Genomic DNA, 21605 nt, shown 5'->3' with positions numbered 1-21605 from the left:
GGCCCCGGAACCAGTGCCGCGGCAGGCGACGTTCGCCCGTCAAGGAGCGGCGTCCGGTGCGTGCTCTGGGGGTACCCTCCGCTCGAAGAGCTTGGGGGAGCGTGCCGGGCGTCGCGACGGGGCGAACGTTGCCTGTCGGGGCACTAGCCCTTGCTGACCGCCGCCAGGATCTCCGGCAGCCGGCGGGCCGTGCGGGGGGCCGCGAGGCGAAGGCCGAGGACGGTGATCAGGGCGCCGTAGGCGGCGCCCGCGGGCAGCAGGAGCCAGGTCCAGTCGTCGCCGTTCGCGGTGACGTTGAGCCAGATCGTCGCCGCGATCACGGGCGCGGAGAGCAGAGCGGCGGAGACCATGCCGCCGACGACGGAGATCCAGGCGAGCCCCGCCTGCCCGGGGACCACGTTCTTGTAGCCCTCCTGCGGTATCGAGTACGGGAAGCGGGCCGAGGACCAGGCGCCGGTGGCCAGCATCGCGCCGAGCAGCGCCAGGGACAGTCCGAGCACCTCGGGCAGCCTGTGCCAGGCGCCCAGCAGGGCGGTGGTGGTGACGGTGACGAGGGTGGCGTACGGCAGGGTGATCAGCAGCAGGGCCAGCGCCCGGCCGCGCAGTTCGGCGTGGGCGTCGCGGGTGGAGGAGATCGTCATGGCGACCATCCAGAAGGCGGAGGTGTCCTGCCCGAACTGGTTGTACATCTGGATGCCGAGCATGCCGGCCGCGAAGCAGGCGAAGTAGACGGAGCCGGTGCCCTGGAGGGCGTTGAAGACGGGCACGATCAGCCCGATGGCCAGCGACGTCACCCACGCCGCCTTCGTCTTGGGGTCGCGCCACACATAGCGCAGACTGCGCTCGGCCACCGTGCCGGTGCGGCCCGCGGGCAGCAACCGGGACAGGCCCCTGGAGGCCCGCTCCCGGGGCCCCGGTTCGGCGGCCTGGAGTGTGGAGGAGTCCGGTGCGGTCATCAGCTTCGTGAGGTTGCGCGACCACACGGCCAGCAGGCCCGCCAACGCGACGGCGCTCAGCGCGAGTTGAGCGGCTCCGACGCCGTACGATCCCCTGCTCACGGAGTCCACCGCGCCGATCGCGGAGGCGGGCGGGACCCAGCGCACGACGTCGCCCACCGGCCCCAGCCGCGACAGCCCGGCCGAGCCAAGCTCGCGGGCGCCGAAGTTGACGAGCTGCGCGCCGACGGCGACGACCAGCCCGCTCAGTACGGCGAGGTCGCGGCCCTTGCGGCTGGTCAGCAGCCGGATGTTGGCGGCGGCGACGGCCCGCGCGAGGGTGACGCAGACCAGCAGCGTGAGCACGACGGCGACGACTGCGGTGCCGTACGCCGCCGCCCCGTGCGCCACGGAGATCACCGAGCCGACGGCCATGCAGAGCGTGAACAGCGGCCCGATGCCGACCAGGGACGCCACCAGCAGCGCCCGGACGAGGGGGCCGGGGCGCAGCGGCAGCATCACCAGGCGGGTGGGGTCGAGCGTCTCGTCCCCGCTGGGGAAGAACAGCGGCATCACGGCCCAGCCGAGCGCGACCACCTCGATGCCGAGCACGGCGACGGAGGCGGCGTGCGCGTTGCCGCGCAGCAGGATGAGGCCGAGCAACTGGGTGGCGGCGAACAGCAGGACCAGGACGAGGGACGTGATGTACGCGGCGCGTCGCCCGGCCGAGCGCCGCAGCCCGTTCCGCAGCAGGGACAGCTTCAGCCGTACGACGACGGCCGTCAGGCCGGTCACCGGGCGCCGCCGCCGAGCCAGTCGAGGTCGGCGCCGGCGGTGCGGCCGTGCGCGCCGACCAGTTCCAGGAACGCCTGCTGGAGGGTGGGCGCGTCGCCGCGTACGTCGGCCAGCGGGCCGTGCGCGCGGATGCGGCCCGCGGCCATGACGGCCACCCAGTCGCACAGCGACTCGACCAGCTCCATGACGTGGGAGGAGAACACGACGGTGGCGCCGGAGGCGGTGTACCGCTCGAGGACGCCGCGGATGGTCTGCGCGGAGACCGGGTCGACGCCCTCGAACGGCTCGTCGAGGAAGAGGACTTCGGGGTTGTGCAGCAGCGCGGCGGCGAGGCCGATCTTCTTGCGCATCCCGGTGGAGTAGTCGACGACGAGCTTGTGCTGGGCCCCGGCCAGGTCGAGGACGTCGAGGAGCTGGGTGGCCCGCTTGTCGACCTCGGCGCCGGGCAGTCCGCGCAACCGGCCGGTGTAGGCGAGGAGTTCCCGCCCGGACAGCCGCTCGAAGAGCCGCAGCCCTTCGGGCAGCACCCCGATACGGGCCTTCACCTCGGCGGGGTCGCGCCACACGTCGTGCCCGACGACCTCCACGGTGCCGCGGTCGGGCCGCAGCAGCCCGGTGACCATGGACAGCGTGGTGGTCTTCCCGGCCCCGTTGGGCCCGACCAGCCCGATGAACCGCCCGGCGGGCAACTCGAGATCGACCCCGGCGACGGCGACGTGTTCCCCGAACCGCTTCCACAGGTCATGCACGCGTACCGCGGCAGGAGCGGTCACTGTTCCCTCGTTCATGTGAGAACCCTACGGCGCGGGGGCGCTCCCGAAAGGGGCGCGGGACAGCGCCTGTATGCGGCTCCGCCGCGATGGGGGTCCCCCTGTTCGAGCGAAGCCGAGAACTTGGGGGAGCGAGCGACCACAAGCACCCGCAGCCGCCAACGGCGAGAAACCAGGCAGCCGAGAAGTCGAACGGCTAGCGATCCCTGCCGCACGCATAGGCCAACGGCGACAACAACTCCTCCGCATCCGGCAGCCACCGGTTCGCCGACGTGGGCCGCCGCGCCCACTGCACGGCCCCCCGTGATCCGAACCGGGTGGGCGGCGCGGCCACATACGCGCCCTCGCCGAGCGTGACCAGGTCGAGTGAGGCGGGCTGCCAGCCCAGTTTGCGCAGGAGGTCCGGCACCTTCGCGGACGCGCCCGGCAGCACGAAGAACTGCATGCGCCGCGCCGGTGTCAGCGTCACCGGACCGAGCGTCAGCTCCATGCGCTCCATGCGCGCGAGGGCGAGGAAGCCGGCGGTCTCCGGGACGTCGATCGCATCGAACGTGCGCCCGGTGGGCAGCAGGATCGACGCGGTCGGCCGCTCGGACCACAGACCGCGCGCGACGGTGGCACTGCCGGTCGCCTGCGTCGCCCAGTCGTCGCGTGCCGGGTGCGCTCCGGGCACGGGACATGCGGACTGACCGCAGGAGCAGCGGTGCATCCCGTCGACGGCATCCAGCCAGGTGCCGGGGAAGACGTCCCAGTGACGTTCCTCGACGTAACGGACGGCGGCATCCAGGAGCGATTCGCCGCGCTGCTTCGGGATGTGGGCAGCTTCAGGGCCCGCGATGGTCTCTTCCACGATGAACTCAACTCTAGCGATCACCGGGGGTTACGCCCCGCCCACTCGGGGGCGTCTCCGGGTGGACCGATGCTTTTTGAGCACGTCCTTTTCATCCCACATGCGCCGGGGAGGAGCACCGTTTCCCCGGGTGGGGCGCACGGATGCACGGGTGGGGGCGCGCACGGGGAACCGCAGCGGGGGTGGGGTAACCAGGTGGGGGGTGCGGGACCAGCCTTTACCCCGGCAATCTTCGCATGTCTCGCATCAGAGGAATGTCCGTTGGGCATCGATCTTCAAGGCCGGATCTTTTCGGTGCACCGGCCACTCGGCGAACCGAGCCAGGAAGTAGGGGGTACGCCATGGCCGCCAGGCCTCTTGTCGCGCGGCAGCCGAACGAACGACTGCAGGCGCTCATTCAGGAAGCGGGCTGCTCGAACGCGGGGCTCGCCCGCCGGGTCAACATGTGCGGCGCGGAGCACGGCCTCGACCTGCGCTACGACAAGACGTCCGTGGCCCGTTGGCTGCGTGGGCAGCAGCCGCGGGGCCGGGCCCCGGCGATCATCGCGGAGGCGCTCGGCCGCAAACTGGGGCGCACGGTCACGATCGACGAGATCGGCATGGCCAACGGCAAGAACCTCGCGTCGGGCGTGGGTCTGCAGTTCTCGCCCACGGTGCTCGGTGCGATCGAGCAGGTCTGCGAGCTGTGGCGCAGCGACGTCGGGCGCCGGGACTTCCTGTCCGGGTCCTCCGTCGCGGCCTCCGCGCTCGTCGAGCCGAGCCGCGACTGGCTGATCTCCGGGCCGGACCCGCAGGTCGCGCGGTCGGCCGGGCCGCGGGTGGGACCGTCGGACGTGGACGCGGTGCGGGCCATGACGCAGGCCCTGGTCGAACTGGACCACCAGTACGGCAGCGGGCATGTGCGGCCGGTCGTCGTGCACTACCTCAACAGCGTCGTCTCCGGACTGCTGGCGGGGTCGTACCGGGACGCGGTGGGACGCGAACTGTTCGGGGCGGTCGCGCGGTTGACCGAGCTGGCGGGGTACATGGCGGTCGACACCGGACAGCCGGGGCTCGCGCAGCGGTACTACATCCAGGCGTTGCGGCTCGCGCAGGCGGCCGGTGACCGGGGGTACGGCGGTTATGTGCTCGCCGCGTCGATGAGCCACCTCGCGGCGCAGCTCGGAAACCCGCGCGAGATCGCGCAGTTGGCGCGGGCGGCGCAGGAGGGAGCGCGGGGGCGCGTGACCCCGCGCGCGGAGGCGATGTTCTGCGCGGCGGAGGCGCGCGGGCATGCGCTGATGGGCGATGTGCGCGCCACGCAGATCGCGTCCGGGCGTGCGGTAACGGCACTCGAGTCGGCCGACGCTGCGTCCGGGGACGACCCGGCGTGGATCGCGCACTTCGACGAGGCGTACCTGGCGGATGAGCTGGCCCACTGTCACCGGGACCTGGGGCAGGCGGAGGCGGCGGCCCGGCGGGCGGAGGAGGCGCTCGCCGGGCATCCCGAGTCCCGGGCCCGGCGGCGGGCGATCGGGCTGGTGCTCCTCGCCACCGCGCAGGTGCAGCAGCGGGAGGTGGAGCAGGCGTGCAGCACCGGGTTGAAGGCCGTGGAACTGCTCGGCACGCTGCGGTCCAGTCGAGGGGCGGAGTATCTCGAGGACCTGCAGCAGCGGTTGGAGCCGTACCGGGAGGAGGCCGTGGTGCGGGAGTTCGGGGCGCGGTTGGATCTGGCAGCCGCGTAGTGCCTCCGGCGGTTGCGTGACGTATCCGGTGGTCGTGTGACGTATCCGGTGGTCGTGTGACGTATCCGGCGGTCGTGTGGCGTGCCCGGGGCCGGGGTGCCTTCCGGGGTCGGGGTGCCTTCCGGGGTCGGGGTGCCGTCGCGGGGATTCGCCCCGGGCCCCGGGAGTATCGCCGTGGGGGTGACGGATGTCTCGTTGGTGCGGGTTGTCCGTGGCTGGTCGCTCCCCCAAGTTCTCGGCTTCGCTCGAGCTGGGGGCCCCATCGCGGCGGAAGCCGCATATCGGCACAGCCCCGCGCCCCCACGGGGCGCTCCCCCTGTCCGACGTAGCACCGGTCATGGGGACCCGGTAGCGTGAGCCGACGATTCCGAAGGTCCCCCATTCGTAGGAGTCCCGGTGACGCAGAGTGGACAGGGCGAGGAGCCCTCGGCGCGGCCCGCGCGCGAAGGCATCGTGCTGCCCTCCGACGGCGGCGCGCCCCTGCTGCCGGGCCAGACGGGTGGAGTGAACGGTTCCATACCCCCCGCGCCCGCGCCCGGCCCCGCAGGTGGTCAGGCGTGGGGGCAGCCCTGGGGGCCGGAGCAGGCCGGCCAGAACCAGCACCAGAACCAGAACCAGCAGTGGGGCGCGCAGCCGTCCTGGGAGGGCTCGGACCCGCGCTCGGCCTGGGGGCAGCAGCCGCCGGCCGGCTCGGGACAGCCGCTGCCCCCGCAGCAGAGCGCCGGTGCCGGGCCCCTGCCGGCGGCGGGCTCCGCCGACGAAGGCGCCACGCAGTACCTGCCGCCCGTCGCCGCCGCCCCGAACGAGGGTGCGACGCAGTACATACCCCCGGTGGCCGCCTCTCCCGACGAGGGGGCCACCCAGTACATCCCGCCGGTGGGCCCGGGCGCGCTGCCCCCGGAGATGCCTGCCGACCAGGCCACCCAGGTCCTCGGACGCACCGCCGGTCCGCTGCCGCCCGCTGCCGACCCCGACGCCCAGGCCACGCAGTACCTTCCGCCCGTGCCCGGCCAGCCGTACGCCGTGCGGCCCGGGGGGCCGGGGCAGGCGCCGCCGGCCGAGTTCGACAACCTCTTCCGAGGCGGCGCGGGCGGCTTCGCCGAACCCACCCAGCACCTGCCGCGGTTCGACGGCGCGGACGCCCCCGGCGCACCTGTGGGCCGGGCGGCCGGCGAGCGCGGTGGCCGTACCCGCTCGCGCATCCCACTCATCGCGGCCGTCGGCGTCGGCATAGTCGTCCTCGGGATCGGGGCCGGCGCCCTGCTCGGCGGCGGCAGCGACGGCAAGAGCGACGACAGCAAGTCCGTCGCCGCGACCGGGGCCGCCCCGGACGCCTCGGGATCGGGCGCCGCCGACGCGGCCCGGGCGCAGGCCGTCGCCCTGGACAAGCTCCTCGCCGACAGCGGCAACAGTCGCGACGCGGTGATCAGAGCGGTCGCGAACGTCAAGGCGTGCCAGAACCTCGACCAGTCGGCCGCCGACCTTCGGGATGCGGCCAAGCAGCGCAACGACCTGGTCAGCCGGCTGTCCGGACTCCAGGTCGACAAGCTCGCCGACCACGCCGCGCTGACCGTCGCGCTCACCAGCGCCTGGAAGGCGTCCGCGTCCGCCGACACCCACTACGCGGCCTGGGCCGACCAGGTCTCGGACAAGAAGGGCTGCAAGAAGGGCCAGGCGCGCGTCACCGGCCAGGCCGCGGCGGGCAACCGGGACAGCGGCACGGCCAGCGCCCAGAAGGCGAAGGCGGCGCGGCTGTGGAACGTCATCGCGCAGAAGTACGGCCTGACCGAGCGCCAGCCGACCCAGCTGTGAGCACGGCGGTGCGCGCCGCCCGGCGAACGGGGCGGGCGCGCACCGGCACGCCTCACTCGCTGTCCGTGCTCTCCAGCGTCTTCGAGACGTTCTCGAAGCCCTTGCGTGCCGCCACCAGCCGCCCGTCGCGCACGAGCTGGAAGGTCACGTCGGAGTTGATCAGGCGGGGGAAGTCGACGACCGCGGTCAGGTCCTGGAAGCGCCAGCGCAGAGTCGGGGTGAGGCCGCCGGTGTCGACCTTCAGGCCGTTGTCGAGGGCCATGCGGATCGTGCGGGCCGACACCTCGCCGTCGCCGAGCGACGCGACGACCTTCTTCAGGACCGTGTACGCGATCCACGTGGTCTGCACGCCCGCGTCCGCCGGATCGATCCGGTCGTCGTCGAAGGCCTGCTCCTTGATCACTTCCTTCATCTCGTTCCAGCGCGGGTCCGACGCCTCCGGGTACCAGCCGGTGACGTACGCGTCCTCGTAGGGACCGGAGCCGCCGCCGGAGGAGTCGATCACCGACTGGTCGACGCTGCCGAGCACGGACGCGGTGCGCACCGGCCGGTAGTCGGCGCTCAGACGGCGGAAGGAGTCCATGAAGGTCCCGGTGCGTTCGTCGAGCGCCGGGACCACGCACCCCTTCTCCCGGGGATCCGCGGTCGCCTCCTTCAGCGCCTGCCGTGCCTGGTCGTCGAGGGCGGTGGCGTCCTCGGCGGCGCGCACGTCGGCCACCGGGGCGTGGTGCGCCGCCTTCAGTCCGGCGTCGAGCAGCAGGGGAAGCTCGTCGCCGGCGACCGTGTCGGGGCGCACCAGTGCGACGCGGCCGCAGGTCCGGCCCAGCTCCTCGCCGAGGCCGGCCAGCAGCGCGGGCTGGCCGCCGTTGACGGGATAGGACAGCACGCTCTTGAACTCGTCGTCGGTCAGGCCGTAGCCGCCGATGTAGGGGATGCCCGCCGACTCCAGCGGGGAGAGGGAGGAACTGGCGTACTGACTGTAGGAGCCGACGACCGCGACGGCGTTCTCCTTCACGGCGCGCCGGGCGCACTTGGCGGCGTCCACGTAGTCGTTGTGGTCGTTGCAGGTCAGGACCTTGAGCTTGCGGCCGCCCAGGCCGCCGTGGGCGTTGACCCAGCGAGCGTAGGCCTGCGCCATCGCCGGCATGCCCGGCTTGTTGGTCGCCGAGGTCTGGTCGGGTGCCCAGGTCATGACGGTCACGTGGTCGTCCCCGGAACCCCCCGTGGTACCGGGGACGACCCCGCAGGCGACCGCTATCGACGCAACTGCCACCAGCGCGCCCGCGGACAGCAGGACGGTCCTGACGCGGGGAGTCGCTTTTTCAGGGACGGGGCCCGGAACGCGGGGGCCGGTGGGGGAGGAGCTGGTGCGTCGCCTGCCGGTCATGGACACGCACGATTCCCTCACACTGCTAACCGCCCTGTCATCAGCGGTCAACGGAAGGTGACGCCGAGGTGAATTGCGGGGTCCGATGATCCGTATTTCACAGGGAACGTACGATCGATGACCGTGCAAGCTCCGGAGAACTCTTCCCGTCGCGGTCGTCGCTCGTCCACCATGGGCCGCATGCCACTCAATGACATGCCGTGGTGGCGCTGGCGCAGCAATGTGCGCTCCGCGCTGCACATGCTCTCCGATCCCGTCTTCCAGCGGGATGTCTGGCTGGCCGGTGTCGAGGGGTACGGCGACGTGACCGACGCCGTGTACCGCCTGGTCGAGGACACCTGGCTGGACAACTGGTCGGCCGAGAAGTACGTCGGCACGATCTTCCGGGACTCGCAGGAGGCGGCCCTCGTCGACACCGCTGTCCTGCGGGTGCTGCGGATCATGCACCAGGTCGGGCCGGACGCACCGGTGGACGCCTACCTCAACCACCAGGCGTGGCCGGAGGCGGTGCGGGCGGCACGGGACGCCCACGTCCGGCTCTCCGTGGCCGACGGGGAGGACCCGGACGTGCCGCCGCGCACGCTCGAGGTGCTGCGGATCCTGACGAGGAGCGCGTAGGCCCTGTCGTCCGGCGCGGTCCCCGTCGTCGGGTCCCCGTCGTCCGGCGTGGGCCCCGGGGGTCCGGTGTGGCCCTGTCTCCGCCGACCGTCCGGGTTGCGGGACGGCGGTCCACGCCGGTCCGCGGACATGAGACCCTGGCGTGCATGAACGAGCAGTCCACCCGAGCCTCGGTCCCGGCCGACCAGTACGTCCTCACCCTTTCCTGCCCGGACAAGCAGGGCATCGTGCACGCCGTGTCGAGCTACCTGTTCATGACCGGCTGCAACATCGTCGACAGCCAGCAGTTCGGCGACCAGGACACGGGACTGTTCTTCATGCGGGTCCACTTCTCCGCCGAGGCCCCGGTGACCGTGGACAAGCTGCGCGCGAGCTTCGCGGCGATCGGTGACTCCTTCCATATGGAGTGGCAGATCCACCGGGCCGACGACAAGATGCGCGTCATCCTCATGGTCAGCAAGTTCGGCCACTGCCTGAACGACCTGCTCTTCCGCGCCCGGATCGGCGCGCTGCCCATCGAGATCGCGGCCGTGGTCTCCAACCACACCGACTTCGCAGAGCTGGTGGGCTCGTACAACATTCCCTTCCACCACATCCCGGTGACGAGGGACACCAAGTCGGAGTCCGAGGCGCGGCTGCTGGATCTGGTGCGCGAGCTGGACGTCGAGCTGGTGGTCCTGGCCCGCTATATGCAGGTGCTCTCGGACGACCTGTGCAAGCAGCTCAGCGGTAGGATCATCAACATCCACCACTCCTTCCTGCCGAGCTTCAAGGGCGCCAAGCCCTACCACCAGGCCCACGCGCGCGGTGTGAAGCTGATCGGCGCGACCGCGCACTACGTGACGGCCGACCTCGACGAGGGCCCGATCATCGAGCAGGAGGTCGAGCGGGTCGGCCACGACGTCACCCCGGACCAGCTGGTGGCGACGGGGCGGGACGTGGAGTGCCAGGCGCTGGCACGTGCGGTGAAGTGGCACGCGGAGCGCCGCATCCTGCTGAACGGCCGCCGGACGGTGGTCTTCGCCTAGCGCTGTGTCCGGAGGCGCCCCAAGCCCCCCGCTACATCCGGCTCAGGGACGCCGCCGCGAAGAGCACGTCCCTGATCGCCTCCCGGTCGCCGACCTGCCCCGCGGCCGCATCCTGTGGTGGCACATGGCCGGCGGCCAGGCGGCAGAACTCCACCCCGTCGAGCGCGACGTGCGCCACCTCGTGCTCGGCGGAGGCCACCGCACCGGGGGAGTCGAGCGGAATCAGCCACTCGCCGCCGCCCAGGCCCTCGATCTCCAGGCGCAGGCTGCGCCCGGGCTCTCCCGCCGGGACCAGGTGCCGGCCACCGCGCGGGGGCGCGGCGAGGCCGGCGCGCCGCCGGGCGGCCAGGGTCAGCGGCAGTATCCGTACCGCCAGGTCGAACATCTGGTGGAGATGGCGCGGGGCCGGCGGGTCGTAGGGGTAGTCGATGGCGTTCGCGATGTCCTCCGCGTGCACCCAGCACTCGAAGGCCCGATCCAGCATCGCGTCGTGCAGCGACAGCCCGAAGGCGCCGTACGACACCGGGACCGCCCCGCTGGTGTCGTCGGTGAGGGAGACCGCCCGGACCAGATGGTGGGTCTGGTCGCGCCACGGGACGCGGATGGAGCGGGTCGGCGGGAAGTGGGAGGCGCGCCAGTACGCCTCCGTGCGTCCCTCGGGGCTGCCGTCGTCCCCGGCGGTGTCCCCCAGGGGATCCTCCAGACCGAGCGCCACCGCGACCAGGCCGTCGACGGAGAGCAGATGGGCGATGACCCCGGCCACGGTGGTGCGGCGGCTCGCCGGTGCCCTCCCGTCGAACCACCGCAGCCTGACCGGGGTGTGCCACTCGGCGTCGCCGATGTCCTGCAGCAGGGCGTCCAGGCGCGCGGCCTCCGCGTCGTAGGGGGCCGCCCACCCCGGCACCGGGATGCGCGGCGGGCGCCGGTCGAGGCAACTCGCCAGGACGCGGGTACGCAGGGCGGGGTCGAGATCCAGACTCTCGGGCCGCTGCAACAGCCCGACGGCCCTCCGTAGGCGCCGCGCCTCCTCCGCGCACGGGCCGCAGCCACCGAGGTGCGCCTCCACGGCGGCGGTCTCCTCCGCGGAACAGGCGGCCAGCGCCCAGGCCCCGAGCAGCGACTTCAGCACCCGGTGCTCGAGCGGGACCGCCTCGGCCCCGGGCGCCGCGCCCCCGCCGGCCAGCGGCCCCCGGGCCACTTCGGACACCTCCCGCTCGCCGGCGCCCCCGGGTGCGCCCCGCCCGTCGTTCCCCTCGCCGCCCCCCTCGAACTCTTCCCGTCCCAGGGAACGCTCCGCCCCGCTCACCACACACCCCCCGTTTCCGGAGGCGTGCCCGAGGGCCGCGTCTCGTGGGCGGTGGCGAGGAGCTGGAGGCCGAGGCGGAGCCGGCGGCGGGCCTCGTCCTCCGTGATGCCGAGGTCGGCGGCGGTCTGGCGGTAGTCCCGGCGCTGGAAGTAGGCCCGTTCCAGGGCGGTGCGCAGCGGTACCGGCATCGAGGTGACGATGTAGTCCGCGCGGGCCGCCACCGAGGCCTGGCGCACCCTGCGCTCCAGGTCCTCCGCCGTGCCCCGGCCGTCCCGTGCCAGTGCGGCGGTCTCGGTGGCGCGCAGCCGCTGGACGGCGAGCCGGTGGGTCAGTGTGGCGACCCAGGTCCGCAGCGGCTCCTGCCTGGGGTCGTAGGACTCGGGGTTCTCCCAGACGTGCGCGAACACCTCGCGTGTGACGGCGTCCGCCTCCTCCTCGTCCCCGAGCACCCGGTGGGCGAGGCCGTGCACCAGGGAGGCGAACCGGTCGTAGCACTCTCCGAGCGCGGCGGCCTCACCCCTGGCGAGCCGCTGCTGCATCCTGCGGTCCCACCGGGGCGGTGCGTCCTTCTTCGCCATGCGGCCCCCTCGTCCCCGGACGTGCCCTGCGCCCTGTTCCGTTCAGCGTGCGCCCCCCACACCTTCGAATGTAGTCGGCACATCGGACAACGCACGCCCCTTTGTGGCAATGTGCGCCCCTCGGCGAGCCGCGGATGGTAGAGGCGGTCCCGCGCGGGGCCGTGCCGGAGGCGGGCGCCTACCCAGCCGACTACGGATCAGGCCTGAACGAACAAGACCATTACCGATTGAATTGGCTCATCTACTACCCAGTTTCGATCGAGAGTTCGGTGTTTCATAGAAGGGCGTTCGGGCAGCTGCGCTCCAAGGAAGCGAAGGGACCGCTTCCGTTTCATGGACGGCGCGGGCAGGCCCGGGCAGGCGGGAGGCATGACGGTGACGCTCACGGTGACCGGCGATGAGCACGGCGAGTGGACCGTGCTCCAAGTGGCGGGCGAACTGGACCTGATGACGTCACCGGCGCTGCGCCAGCGGGTGCACGACGTGGTGGCGGACGGCCGCCACTGCCTCGTACTCGACCTCTCCCAAGTGGTCTTCTGCGACTCCAGCGGCGTCGGTGTGCTCGTCGCCGCACGCAGACTGATCCGCTCCTGCCGGGGCCGGCTCCGCATCGTCCTGCCCGGGCACGGCGCGCCCGAGGGCACACACGTCAACCGCGTCCTCGCCGCCCTCGGCGTCCGCCGCCTCTTCGACGTGCACCCGGACCTGGGCTCGGCCACCGACGACAGCTCGCGGCCCCTGTCGGCCTGAGCGCACGCCAACCGCGCGACCCGACCCCACTCCACCGGCCGACCCGGCCCACGGCACCCGCACCCCCGGTGTGAGCGCCGGCACACCCCGGTCAACGGAACGTCGCAGGACAGCCACACTGTTGTCCCGGAATTCCTGCGGTCTTGGTACAACCGCCGTTTTCCGGCTCCCCGCGCGCCCCCTGCGTCGTACGCTCCCTGCGAGAAACACCCCCGATGTGACGTAAGGCGGCCCGAAACACCATGGTCAGCACCGAGTACGAGCGCAGGATCGCCGCCCGGTTCGCCGGTTTCGACCAGGACGGCAACGGCTACATCGACCGCGCGGACTTCAGCGCGGCGGCCAAGGCGGTCCTCACCGAGTTCGGCACCGCGGCCAGGTCCGAGCAGGGGCAGGCCCTGTACGCCGGGGCTGAGGCTTTCTGGCAGGGCATGGCCGGGATAGCGGACCGGGACGGCGACCAGCGCATCACCCGCGAGGAGTTCGTGGGCGGCGCGGTGAAGCGGCTGCGGGACAACCCCGAGCGGTTCGCGGAGATCGCCCGTCCGTTCCTGCACGCGGCGCTCGCCGTGGCGGACGGCGACCGCGACGGCGCCGCCACGGTCGCGGAGACGGCCCGCGCCCTGAAGGCCCTCGGCGCACCGGAGGACGTGGCCCGGGCGGCGGCCGCGACACTCGACGCGGACGGAGACGGCAAGGTCGGCGAGAACGAGATCGTGTCCGCGTTCGCCCGCTACTTCACGGTCCCGGAGTAGTCCCCGAAGCCTCAGAGCCCCAATAGCGCTCCCGCAGCTTGTACTTGAGCACCTTCCGCAGGGTCTCCCCCCGCGGAAGGGCCTCCACCACCTCCAGCTGCTCCGGCAGCTTGTGCACGGACAGCCCCGCCGCCCGCAGGTACGAGGTGACCGCCGGGAGCGTCAGCTCCTCGGCGCCCGGCGGCTGTTCGACCACCGCGCACACGCGCTCCCCGCGCACCTCGTCCGGAAGCCCGATCACCGCCACGTCCCGCACCGCGGGGTGCGTGTGCAGCAGGTCCTCGATCTCCCTGGCGGAGATGTTCTCCCCCTTGCGGATGATGACGTCCTTGCGGCGCCCGGTCAGCACCAGATGACCGCTGCCGGTCAGGTGGCCGAGGTCGCCGGTGCGCAGGAACCCGTCCTCGTCGAAGGCCTCCGCCGTCTGCGCCGGATCCAGATACCCCTGGCAGACGGCCTCTCCCCGCAGCCGTACCTCCCCGTCGACGATGCGGATCTCCATCCCCTCGGGCGGCCGCCCCTCCGTCGTCGCCAGGTTCCCGGGAGTGTCCTCGGGGTCCCCCATGGTGATCATCGGGACCTCGGTCATGCCGTACCCGTGGGTCAGCTGGACGCCCATCTCACGGACCACGGAGTGGTACAACTCCGGCGGCTTGGGGGCGCCGCCGCCCGCGAGGAGCCGGAGCGAGCGGATCAGCTTCCGGCCCGGCTGTCTGCGCTGCTCGGCCAGGAACATCGAGTAGAACGCCGTCGAGCCGCCCGCCACCGTCACCCCGTGCCGCCGGTACTCCGCCAGCGCCCGAGGGAGCGCGAAGTGCTCGAACATCACGGCCGGGAAGCCGTACAGCAGGAGCATCACCGTGTAGTCGGGGCCCGCTATGTGGGCGTACGGAAAGGCCATGGAGCCGATGTCGTCCGGGGTCAGCCGCAGGGCGTGGGCCAGGCAGGAGCCGCCCGCGATCAGGGAGCGGTCGGTGTGCAGGACTCCCTTGGGGGCGGAGGTGGTGCCCGAGGTCCAGTAGATCCAGCGGACCGAGGTGCCGTCGGCGGGCGGGGCGGGGAGCGTCGACGGGTCGCCGTCCGGCAGGTCGTCGTACGCCTCGAAGACGCCTTTCGCGCCCAGTCGGCGGGCCATTTCCGTGTGGTCATGGCCGCGCCGGACGCCCGGCACCGCGAAGAACTCCGCCTTGGACTCGCGCAGCGCGAAGCCGACCTCACGGTCCCGGTAGTAGGGGATCACCGGGGACTGGACGGCGCCCAGGCGGGCCAGCGCGAAGGACAGCAGGGCGGTCTCGATGCGGGTGGGCAGCTGCCAGGCGACCACCGTGCCGGGGCGTACGCCCATGCCGTACAGGCCGGCCGCCACGCGCTCGGCGCGGGTGCGCAGGTCACCGAAGGTGAGAACCCGGTCCTCCTGGAGCAGGACCGGACGGCCGGGGGTGAGGGCGGCGCGGCGCTCGACCAGTTCCCACAGCGTGCGGGCGGAACTCAGGACGTACGGGGTCTCGTTCACGGCCGGCCCCTCTGCTTGGCTGACGATCCGTCAGGTGACATGCTATCTGACGAGTCATCAGATGAGAGCCGGTCCGGCGGAGGGGAACCATGGCGAGTGAACTGCCCCGCATCATCAGCGTCGACGACCACGTGATCGAACCCGCGCACCTCTTCGAGACCTGGCTGCCGGTCAAGTACCGGGACCGGGGCCCGCAACCGCTGACCGCCGGGATCGGCGAACTGGCCTACGTCGGCGGGAAGTACCAGATCACCATGGACCCGGAGGGGCCGCCGACGGACTGGTGGATCTACGAGGACCTGAAGTTCCCCTACAAACGGAACATCGCCGCCGTCGGCTTCGACCGGGACGAGATGACCCTGGAGGGGATCACCAGGGAACAGATGCGGCGCGGGTGCTGGGACCCCGAGGCCCGCCTGGAGGACATGGACCTCAACCACGTCGAGGCCAGCCTCTGCTTCCCGACCTTCCCGCGCTTTTGCGGTCAGACCTTCGCCGAGGCGCACGACAAGGAGGTCGCCCTGGCCTGTGTGCGCGCCTACAACGACTGGATGGTCGAGGAGTGGTGCGGTGACAGCGGTGGCCGGCTCATCCCGCTGTGCCTGATCCCCCTGTGGGACATCGACCTCGCGGTCGCCGAGATCCGGCGCAACGCCGACCGGGGGGTGCGGGCCGTCACCTTCTCCGAGATCCCCACCCACCTCGGTCTGCCCTCCATCCACTCCGGCTACTGGGACCCGTTCTTCGCCGTCTGCCAGGAGACCGGGACGGTGGTCAACATGCACATCGGCAGCAGCTCGCAGATGCCCGCCGCCTCGCCCGACGCGCCTCCTGCCGTCCAGGCCTCGCTCAGCTTCAACAACGCGATGGCCTCGATGATGGACTACCTGTTCAGCGGGGTCCTGGTGAGGTTCCCGCGCCTCAAGCTCGCCTACTCCGAAGGGCAGATGGGCTGGATCCCGTACGCCCTGGAACGCGCCGACGACGTCTGGGAGGAGCACCGCGCCTGGGGCGGTGTCCGCGACCTGATCCCCGAGCCGCCGTCGACGTACTACCACCGGCAGATCTTCTGCTGCTTCTTCCGCGACAAGCACGGTGTCGCGTCGCTCGACGTGGTCGGCCGTGACAACGCCACCTTCGAGACCGACTACCCGCACGTCGACTCGACCTTCCCGCACACCAGGGAGGTCGCCCTCGACCATGTGAAGGGCCTGGACGACGAGACGGTGTACAAGCTGATGCGGGGCAACGCGATCCGCATGCTGGACCTGGACCTCGACAAGCAGCCCGCCTGATGGACCTGTCCTGCACCCCGGAGGAAGAGGAGTTCCGGGCCCGGCTGCGGGAGTGGCTCGCCAAGGTGCTCCCCACGCTGCCGCCGAAACCGTCCCCGGACGACTGGCCCGGGCGGCGCGCCTACGACCTCGGGTGGCAGCGCATGCTCCACGACGCCGGGTACGCCGACGTCCACTGGGCCGCCTCCCCGACCGTACGGCTGATCTTCCTGGAGGAGACCGAGAAGGCGGGCGCGCCCTACGTGGGGGCCAACTTCGTCGGGCTGCTGCACGCCGGGCCCACCATCGCCGCCGAGGGCGCTCCCGGGCAGCGGGAGCGCTGGCTGCCGCCGATCCTGCGCGGGGACGAGGTGTGGTGCCAGGGGTTCAGCGAGCCGGACGCCGGGTCGGACCTCGCCGCGCTGCGCACGCGCGCGTGGCGGGACGGCGACGACTACGTGGTGAGCGGATCCAAGATCTGGACCTCCCACGCGGTGGTCGCCGACTGGTGCGAACTGCTGGTGCGCACCGACCACGACGCGCCGAAGCACAGGGGCATCACCTGGCTGGCGATGGCCATGGACGCACCGGGCGTCACCGTACGGCCGCTGCGGACGCTCGCCGGGTCCGAGGAGTTCGCGGAGGTGTTCCTCGACGAGGTGCGCGTGCCGGTCGCCAACCGGGTCGGCGCGGAGAACGACGGCTGGCGCGTGACCATGGTGACGCTGTCCTTCGAACGCGGCACCGCGTTCGTGGGGGAGGTGGTGGCCTGCCGCCGCGTACTCGGCGAACTCGCCCGCCAGGCACAGGCGAACGGCCGCTGGGACGACCCCTCCCTGCGGCGGAGGCTCGGCCGGCTGAACGCCGAGTTTCGCGCCCTGTGGCGGCTCACGCAGTGGAACGTGAGCGAGGCGGAGCAGACGGGCGGGGTGCCGGGCGTGGGGGGCTCGATCTTCAAGCTGAGGTATTCGCACGCGCGTCAGGAGCTGTACGACGCGGCGGCCGAGGTCCTGGGCCCCGAGTCCCTGGACCTCGGCCGCCCATGGGTCCTGGACCGGCTGTCGTCCCTGTCGTACACGATCGCGGCCGGCACCTCGCAGATCCAGCGGAACATCGTGGCCGAACGGATCCTCGGCCTGCCGAAGGGACGGTGACGCGACCGTGCGCTTCCAGCCGACCGACGACCAGCGGGCGTTGCGGGCAGGCGTGCGCGGCCTGCTCCAAGGCCGCTTCGGTCGGGGCGCGCTGCGGGCCGCCGTTGACCGGCCCGGTGCGCTCGACCGCGGGCTGTGGCGGGAACTGGGCGAGGCGGGCTTCTTCGCGCTGCGACTGCCGGAGGCGGACGGCGGGGTCGGACTGGGCCTGCCGGAGGCGGCTGTGGCCTTCGAGGAGGCCGGCCGGGCGCTGCTGCCCGGCCCGCTGGTGGCCACCCACCTCGCGGCGGGCGGGGTGCCGGGCGCGGCGACCGGGCGGACGGTGGTTACGGCGGTGTACGGCGGGCTCGTGGAGTGGCTGGGGGAGGCGGACGTCATCCGGGGCGACGCGACCGGCGCCGTACCGCTGGCGTCGGTGGACCCGCTGACGCCCCTGCACCGGGTCGCCCGGGCCGCCGAGGACGGGCCCCCGGACCCCGTCGCCGTCCTCCTCACCGCCGCCGAACAGCTCGGCGGCGCCGCGCGGACCTGCGAGCTGGCGGTGCGGCACGCGCGGACCCGCGAGCAGTTCGGTCAACCGATCGGGGCCTTCCAGGCGGTCAAACACCTGTGCGCTGAGAGCCTGGTGCGGGTGGAGACGGCCCGCGCCGCGGTGTACGCCGCCGCCGTCACCGCCGACCCCCTCGACATCGCCGCGGCCCGTCTGCTCGCCGACGAGGCGGCCGTCCGCTGCGCCCGCGACTGCCTCCAGGTGCACGGCGGCATGGGCTTCACATGGGAGGCGGAGGTGCACCTGTACCTGAAGCGAGCGTGGGTACGGACCCAGCGTATGGGTTCGAGTGCGGAGAGTGAGGAAAAACTCGCCGGGGAACTGCTCTCAGAGGTGAGCCAGAAGGTCCTGAGCAGGGATTATTCGCTGCGTCCGGACCTGGATGTCGCGGATTGTGGCAGTCCGGAATCACGGAGCGTTGATACCGGGTTGTGTCCTACGCGTGACTTGTCACGGGGTGGAGTCGCGGGAGGGCTCCGGTACCTTGTGTGGGATGCGAGCGGTTCTGAGCCCGATCCACCACGGTGCGGCCCCTGAGGCAGCGCCGGATCCGGCGATGTGTGTCGTTCGTGAGGCAGGGCGGCTCGTCGGGCCTGCCTGTTCGACTCGCCGTGGCAAGCGTCGCACAGTATGGCGTACGCGTACTCCTTCGCGCTGGAATATGCCCGAAGCGCTTGTTGGGGTGACTGTACGTCAACCATGCTGTCGTGCAAGGGAATCACGGTCCGTGATCCTGGTTCCTGCCATGCAGACGATGACCACGATCGTGGCCCTTGCCAGGCGCGAGGCGATGTGTCCGCCGGTTCGGATGGTGTGAGCGGTGCAGGTGCTTCAAGTGCAGCTGGAGATCCGGCCCGACCCCGCGGAAGTGGGTCGGGCACGGCGGTGGGCGCGCTCGCGTCTTACCGGGTCGGGCATAGCGGCGGACGAACCGCTGGCCGAGACGCTGATCCTGCTCGTCTCGGAACTGGTCACCAACGCCGTGGTGCACACCGGTTGTCCCGCCGTGCTGCGCCTGCTGCTGACCGGCGCCTGTGACGGCCCCTCCGACGCTTCCGCGGGGACCGTCCGTCTGGAGGTCGCCGACCGCAGCGCCCGCCCGCCGCAGCCCCGGCACGCGGGGGGCGAGGAGACCGGGGGCCGTGGCCTTGAGCTGGTCGACGGGCTCGCCGACCGCTGGGGCTGGGACGCCGAGGGCGCGGGCAAGCGCATCTGGTGTGAGGTGGACCGCTGTACCGCGCCGGCCGAGGAGGGGGCGACGGCGTGCGGCGCGGAGGCGGCATCTCGCTTCGTGTACGGCGTGGTGTGACGGGACCCTACGGCGAGGCGTGAGCGGACGACCGGACCGGGCATCCACCCGGGGCGCCGGTGCATGCGCCTGGGCACGGGCGGCTCGGTGGTCGTACGGGCATGGCTGCCTGGAGTGGATCGTGGACGAGTGCGCCGGGGTTTGCTTCCGTACGCGCCGTCACAAGAACGGCATACGTGAGGAATTGCCGAGGGCCTGTTGACGCCGTGTGTCTGTTTGATCACGCTTGTGTTCGGCGATCCGTCGTGAGGGGACGCCGAGGACTCGGGTGACGGGAGCCCTCGACGAGTGCGGATCGTGCTTCGGCGCCGGCTCCTGCGGGGTCGGGCGGCCCGGGGGGACCGTCCGGGGGCGGGCGGAGATGCCGAACCGGCCGGCGGCGCGCCGCCGGCCGGTTCGGCATCTGCGGCTCACAGGACGGCCACCGGCGCCACGGGGCTTCCGGTGCCGCCGACGAACGGTTCGGGTGTCGCGGACAGCAGGAAGGCGTGGCGTCCCTCTTCTCCACAGGCTGTGGACAACTCCTCGAGGTTCCAGTTCTGCCCCTGTGGCATCCCCATCTCCACGAGATGGAGGGCGTGCACGGGCAGCCACAGATCCTCGATCTCGGGGGGAAAGACCTCGAAGGTGAGCGTGTCGTTCGCGACCGCCGCCACGTCACGCGCGTGGAACCACTCCGGGGTCCGCACCGACAGCCCCGGCGACGGATACCCGTAGGCCTGTTTGTCGCCCGAGAGATAGGTGCGGATCTGCCCGGTCCGTACGAGGACGATGTCACCCGCCCGCACCCGCGTACCGGCGAACTCCTCGGCCGCCTCCAGGTCCTCCGGCGTGACGGCGTGCGAACCCTCGAGCCGCTTCCGGCCGAGCGCCCGGGGGATGTCGAGGAGCACCCCCCGGGAGACGAGGTGCCGCGGCTTGTCGATCCCGCTGAACGCGGCGCCGCCGTGCGGTGTCACCGTGCCGGCCGGACGGCCGTTGTAGAGCTTCCCGGAGTGCGAGACGTGCGGGAGCGCGTCCCAGTGCGTGGCCGCCTGCAGGCCCATGGTCACGGCGTCGTCGCTGCACGCCACCGTGCCCGGGCCGAAGATCTCCTGGTTGATCTGCACCATCACGTGCAGCGGATTGACCCGCCCCGGAATGACGCCGGTCTGCACTCCGTCCTGCCGGAGCGGAAGGGCGAGCGGTACGCGCCGCCCACTGTGCACGCAGGCGGCGGCCTCGCGCACCACCTGGTCGGTGACGAGGTTCAGCGTCCCGATCTCGTCCTCCGCGCCCCAGCGCCCCCAGTTGTTCACGCGTTTCGCGATCTCGTGGAACTCGGCGGGCAGTGACATCGGCCCTCCCGGGGGCTTGTCCCGGAGTATCTGACGACCCGTAAAATCCGACTGCGGGATAACCTAACGGATCGTCAGAAACTTCGGAAGGGGAAGGGGAGGGGCTGAGCATGGCGAACTTCCTGGCGGGCAGGGTCGTCGCGGTGACGGGCGGGGGCCGGGGCATCGGACGGGCGGTGGCGCTGGCCGCGGCGACGGAGGGGGCGCGGGTCGTCGTCAACGACCACGGGGTCTTGGTGGACGGCGCCTCGCCCACGAGCGAGGTCGCCGACGCCGTGGTCAAGGAGATCGAGGCGGCGGGCGGGGAGGCCGTCGCGGTCGCCGACGACATCTCGACCATGGCGGGCGGGCAGCGGGTGGTGGACCAGGCGCTCTCGGCGTACGGCCGCCTGGACGGGGTGGTGTGCGTGGCGGGCGTCCTGCGCGAACGGATGCTGTTCAACATGACCGAGCAGGAGTGGGACCCGGTGCTCGCCACGCACCTCAAGGGCACGTTCACGGTGTTCCGCGCGGCGTCGGCGGTGATGCGGAAGCAGCGCTCGGGGACGCTGATCGGCTTCACGAGCGGCAACCACCAGGGCTCGGTGTCGCAGGCCAACTACAGCGCGGCGAAGGGCGGCATCATCTCGCTGGTGCGCAGCGCGGCCCTGGGTCTGCACAAGTACGGGGTGACGGCGAACGCGGTGGCCCCCGTGGCCCGTACCCGCATGTCGGCGAAGGTCCCCATGGAACTGAAGGAGATCGGCGACCCCGAGGACGTGGCGGCGCTGGTGGTCTACCTCCTGTCCGACCGCGCGAAGGAGGAGGGCATCACGGGCCAGGTGTACACGATCGCGGGCCCGAAACTGGCGGTCTGGGCACAGCCGAGGGAACTGAGGGCGGCGTACGCGGAGGGCGCGTGGACCCCGGAGAGGATCGCGGACTTCCTGCCCGGAACGGTGGGGGCGGACCCGATGCCACTGCTGGAGCAGGTGGCGGCGATGGAGAGGGCGGCGAAGCGCGGCCGCTGAGCTTGGCGGCGGCGCTCGCGCCGGGCCGCTCGCGCCGGGCCGCTCGCGCCGGGCCGCTCGCGCCGGCTTGCGCGGAGCGCGGTAGGGCTCGGGGCTGCGGGTGTGTGGGCGGCTGCGGGTCCGACGTGGCTGGTCGCGCAGTTCCCCGCG

General features: G+C 72.2%; 18 protein-coding genes and 1 pseudogene. 11 read left to right on the top strand and 8 right to left on the bottom strand.

Translation table 11 applies throughout. The features are described 5' to 3' along the window. Window positions 1–143 precede the first annotated feature (143 nt). The 3 genes from ACZ7L1_RS11805 to ACZ7L1_RS11795 form a co-directional block, all read right to left on the bottom strand. Window positions 144–1730, bottom strand: coding sequence for a transporter (locus tag ACZ7L1_RS11805; protein ID WP_471436317.1), 1587 nt, complete (start codon window positions 1728–1730; stop codon window positions 144–146). Continuing rightward, window positions 1727–2518 (bottom strand): ABC transporter ATP-binding protein, encoded by a 792-nt coding sequence (locus ACZ7L1_RS11800; RefSeq protein ID WP_471436315.1) that lies wholly within the window; start codon window positions 2516–2518, stop codon window positions 1727–1729. The genes ACZ7L1_RS11805 and ACZ7L1_RS11800 overlap by 4 nt, the downstream gene beginning before the upstream one ends. Before the next feature lie 178 nt (window positions 2519–2696). Then, entirely contained in the window at window positions 2697–3350 is a 654-nt protein-coding gene (locus ACZ7L1_RS11795) for a bifunctional DNA primase/polymerase (RefSeq protein ID WP_471436314.1), read from the bottom strand. A 341-nt stretch (window positions 3351–3691) separates the two neighbouring features. On the opposite strand from ACZ7L1_RS11795, the gene ACZ7L1_RS11790 reads away from it, so the two are divergent. Next, window positions 3692–5074 carry a transcriptional regulator gene (locus tag ACZ7L1_RS11790; RefSeq protein WP_471436312.1) on the top strand — a complete coding sequence of 461 codons (1383 nt, stop codon included), beginning with the start codon at window positions 3692–3694 and terminating at the stop codon, window positions 5072–5074. A 396-nt stretch (window positions 5075–5470) separates the two neighbouring features. After that, a complete protein-coding gene (locus ACZ7L1_RS11785) occupies window positions 5471–6886 on the top strand; it encodes a hypothetical protein (RefSeq protein ID WP_471436310.1) in 1416 nt (471 codons plus the stop codon). Between the two features lie 52 nt (window positions 6887–6938). On the opposite strand, the gene ACZ7L1_RS11780 is transcribed toward ACZ7L1_RS11785, so the two are convergent. Beyond that, window positions 6939–8273, bottom strand: a complete 1335-nt coding sequence (locus ACZ7L1_RS11780; RefSeq protein WP_471436308.1) for an ABC transporter substrate-binding protein — start codon at window positions 8271–8273, stop codon at window positions 6939–6941. Between the two features lie 117 nt (window positions 8274–8390). On the opposite strand from ACZ7L1_RS11780, the gene ACZ7L1_RS11775 reads away from it, so the two are divergent. Next, a complete protein-coding gene (locus ACZ7L1_RS11775; protein WP_471436306.1) occupies window positions 8391–8891 on the top strand; it encodes an SCO4402 family protein in 501 nt (166 codons plus the stop codon). A gap of 146 nt (window positions 8892–9037) precedes the next feature. Further along, the gene (gene purU, locus ACZ7L1_RS11770) at window positions 9038–9919 is read left to right on the top strand and encodes a formyltetrahydrofolate deformylase (protein WP_471436305.1); all 882 of its coding nucleotides are present in this window, start codon (window positions 9038–9040) and stop codon (window positions 9917–9919) included. Between the two features lie 31 nt (window positions 9920–9950). Here the strand turns inward: purU and ACZ7L1_RS11765 are convergent, their stop codons facing one another. Together ACZ7L1_RS11765 and ACZ7L1_RS11760 are read right to left on the bottom strand one after the other, a co-directional pair. Continuing rightward, a complete protein-coding gene (locus ACZ7L1_RS11765; RefSeq protein WP_471436304.1) occupies window positions 9951–11225 on the bottom strand; it encodes a maleylpyruvate isomerase N-terminal domain-containing protein in 1275 nt (424 codons plus the stop codon). Beyond that, the gene (locus tag ACZ7L1_RS11760; protein WP_471436303.1) at window positions 11222–11803 is read right to left on the bottom strand and encodes a sigma-70 family RNA polymerase sigma factor; all 582 of its coding nucleotides are present in this window, start codon (window positions 11801–11803) and stop codon (window positions 11222–11224) included. Before ACZ7L1_RS11760 ends, ACZ7L1_RS11765 begins: the two co-directional genes overlap by 4 nt. Before the next feature lie 369 nt (window positions 11804–12172). On the opposite strand from ACZ7L1_RS11760, the gene ACZ7L1_RS11755 reads away from it, so the two are divergent. Then, entirely contained in the window at window positions 12173–12553 is a 381-nt protein-coding gene (locus ACZ7L1_RS11755) for an STAS domain-containing protein (protein WP_471436301.1), read from the top strand. Between the two features lie 242 nt (window positions 12554–12795). After that, window positions 12796–13308: an EF-hand domain-containing protein gene (locus tag ACZ7L1_RS11750; protein WP_471436300.1), complete on the top strand. Its 513-nt coding sequence runs from the start codon at window positions 12796–12798 to the stop codon at window positions 13306–13308. Here the strand turns inward: ACZ7L1_RS11750 and ACZ7L1_RS11745 are convergent. Next, complete coding sequence (locus ACZ7L1_RS11745) at window positions 13292–14821, bottom strand: class I adenylate-forming enzyme family protein (protein ID WP_471436298.1); 1530 nt, start codon at window positions 14819–14821, stop codon at window positions 13292–13294. The two genes, ACZ7L1_RS11750 and ACZ7L1_RS11745, sit on opposite strands and share 17 nt — an antisense overlap. Before the next feature lie 89 nt (window positions 14822–14910). On the opposite strand from ACZ7L1_RS11745, the gene ACZ7L1_RS11740 reads away from it, so the two are divergent. The 4 genes and pseudogenes from ACZ7L1_RS11740 to ACZ7L1_RS11725 all read left to right on the top strand — a co-directional run bounded on the left by ACZ7L1_RS11740 (window position 14911) and on the right by ACZ7L1_RS11725 (window position 19108). Next, a complete protein-coding gene (locus tag ACZ7L1_RS11740) occupies window positions 14911–16116 on the top strand; it encodes an amidohydrolase family protein (RefSeq protein WP_471436296.1) in 1206 nt (401 codons plus the stop codon). Next, complete coding sequence (locus tag ACZ7L1_RS11735; protein ID WP_471436294.1) at window positions 16116–17249, top strand: acyl-CoA dehydrogenase; 1134 nt, start codon at window positions 16116–16118, stop codon at window positions 17247–17249. The genes ACZ7L1_RS11740 and ACZ7L1_RS11735 overlap by 1 nt, the downstream gene beginning before the upstream one ends. A 7-nt stretch (window positions 17250–17256) precedes the next feature. Continuing rightward, window positions 17257–18129 (top strand): annotated as a pseudogene (locus tag ACZ7L1_RS11730) (acyl-CoA dehydrogenase family protein); the annotation flags it as partial. Window positions 18130–18619: 490 nt separating this feature from the next. Beyond that, window positions 18620–19108, top strand: coding sequence for an ATP-binding protein (locus ACZ7L1_RS11725; RefSeq protein ID WP_471436293.1), 489 nt, complete (start codon window positions 18620–18622; stop codon window positions 19106–19108). 410 nt (window positions 19109–19518) lie between these two features. Here ACZ7L1_RS11725 and ACZ7L1_RS11720 read toward each other — a convergent pair whose 3' ends face one another. Next, entirely contained in the window at window positions 19519–20445 is a 927-nt protein-coding gene (locus ACZ7L1_RS11720; RefSeq protein ID WP_471436291.1) for a cyclase family protein, read from the bottom strand. Window positions 20446–20555: 110 nt separating this feature from the next. On the opposite strand from ACZ7L1_RS11720, the gene ACZ7L1_RS11715 reads away from it, so the two are divergent. Beyond that, a complete protein-coding gene (locus ACZ7L1_RS11715; RefSeq protein ID WP_471436289.1) occupies window positions 20556–21455 on the top strand; it encodes an SDR family oxidoreductase in 900 nt (299 codons plus the stop codon). Window positions 21456–21605 lie beyond the last annotated feature (150 nt).

The sequence above is a fragment of the Streptomyces sp. NPDC107546 genome, from assembly GCF_055639175.1.
The sequence above is the reverse complement of the archived record's forward strand: the minus strand, read 5'-3'. Positions and strand labels throughout refer to the sequence as shown.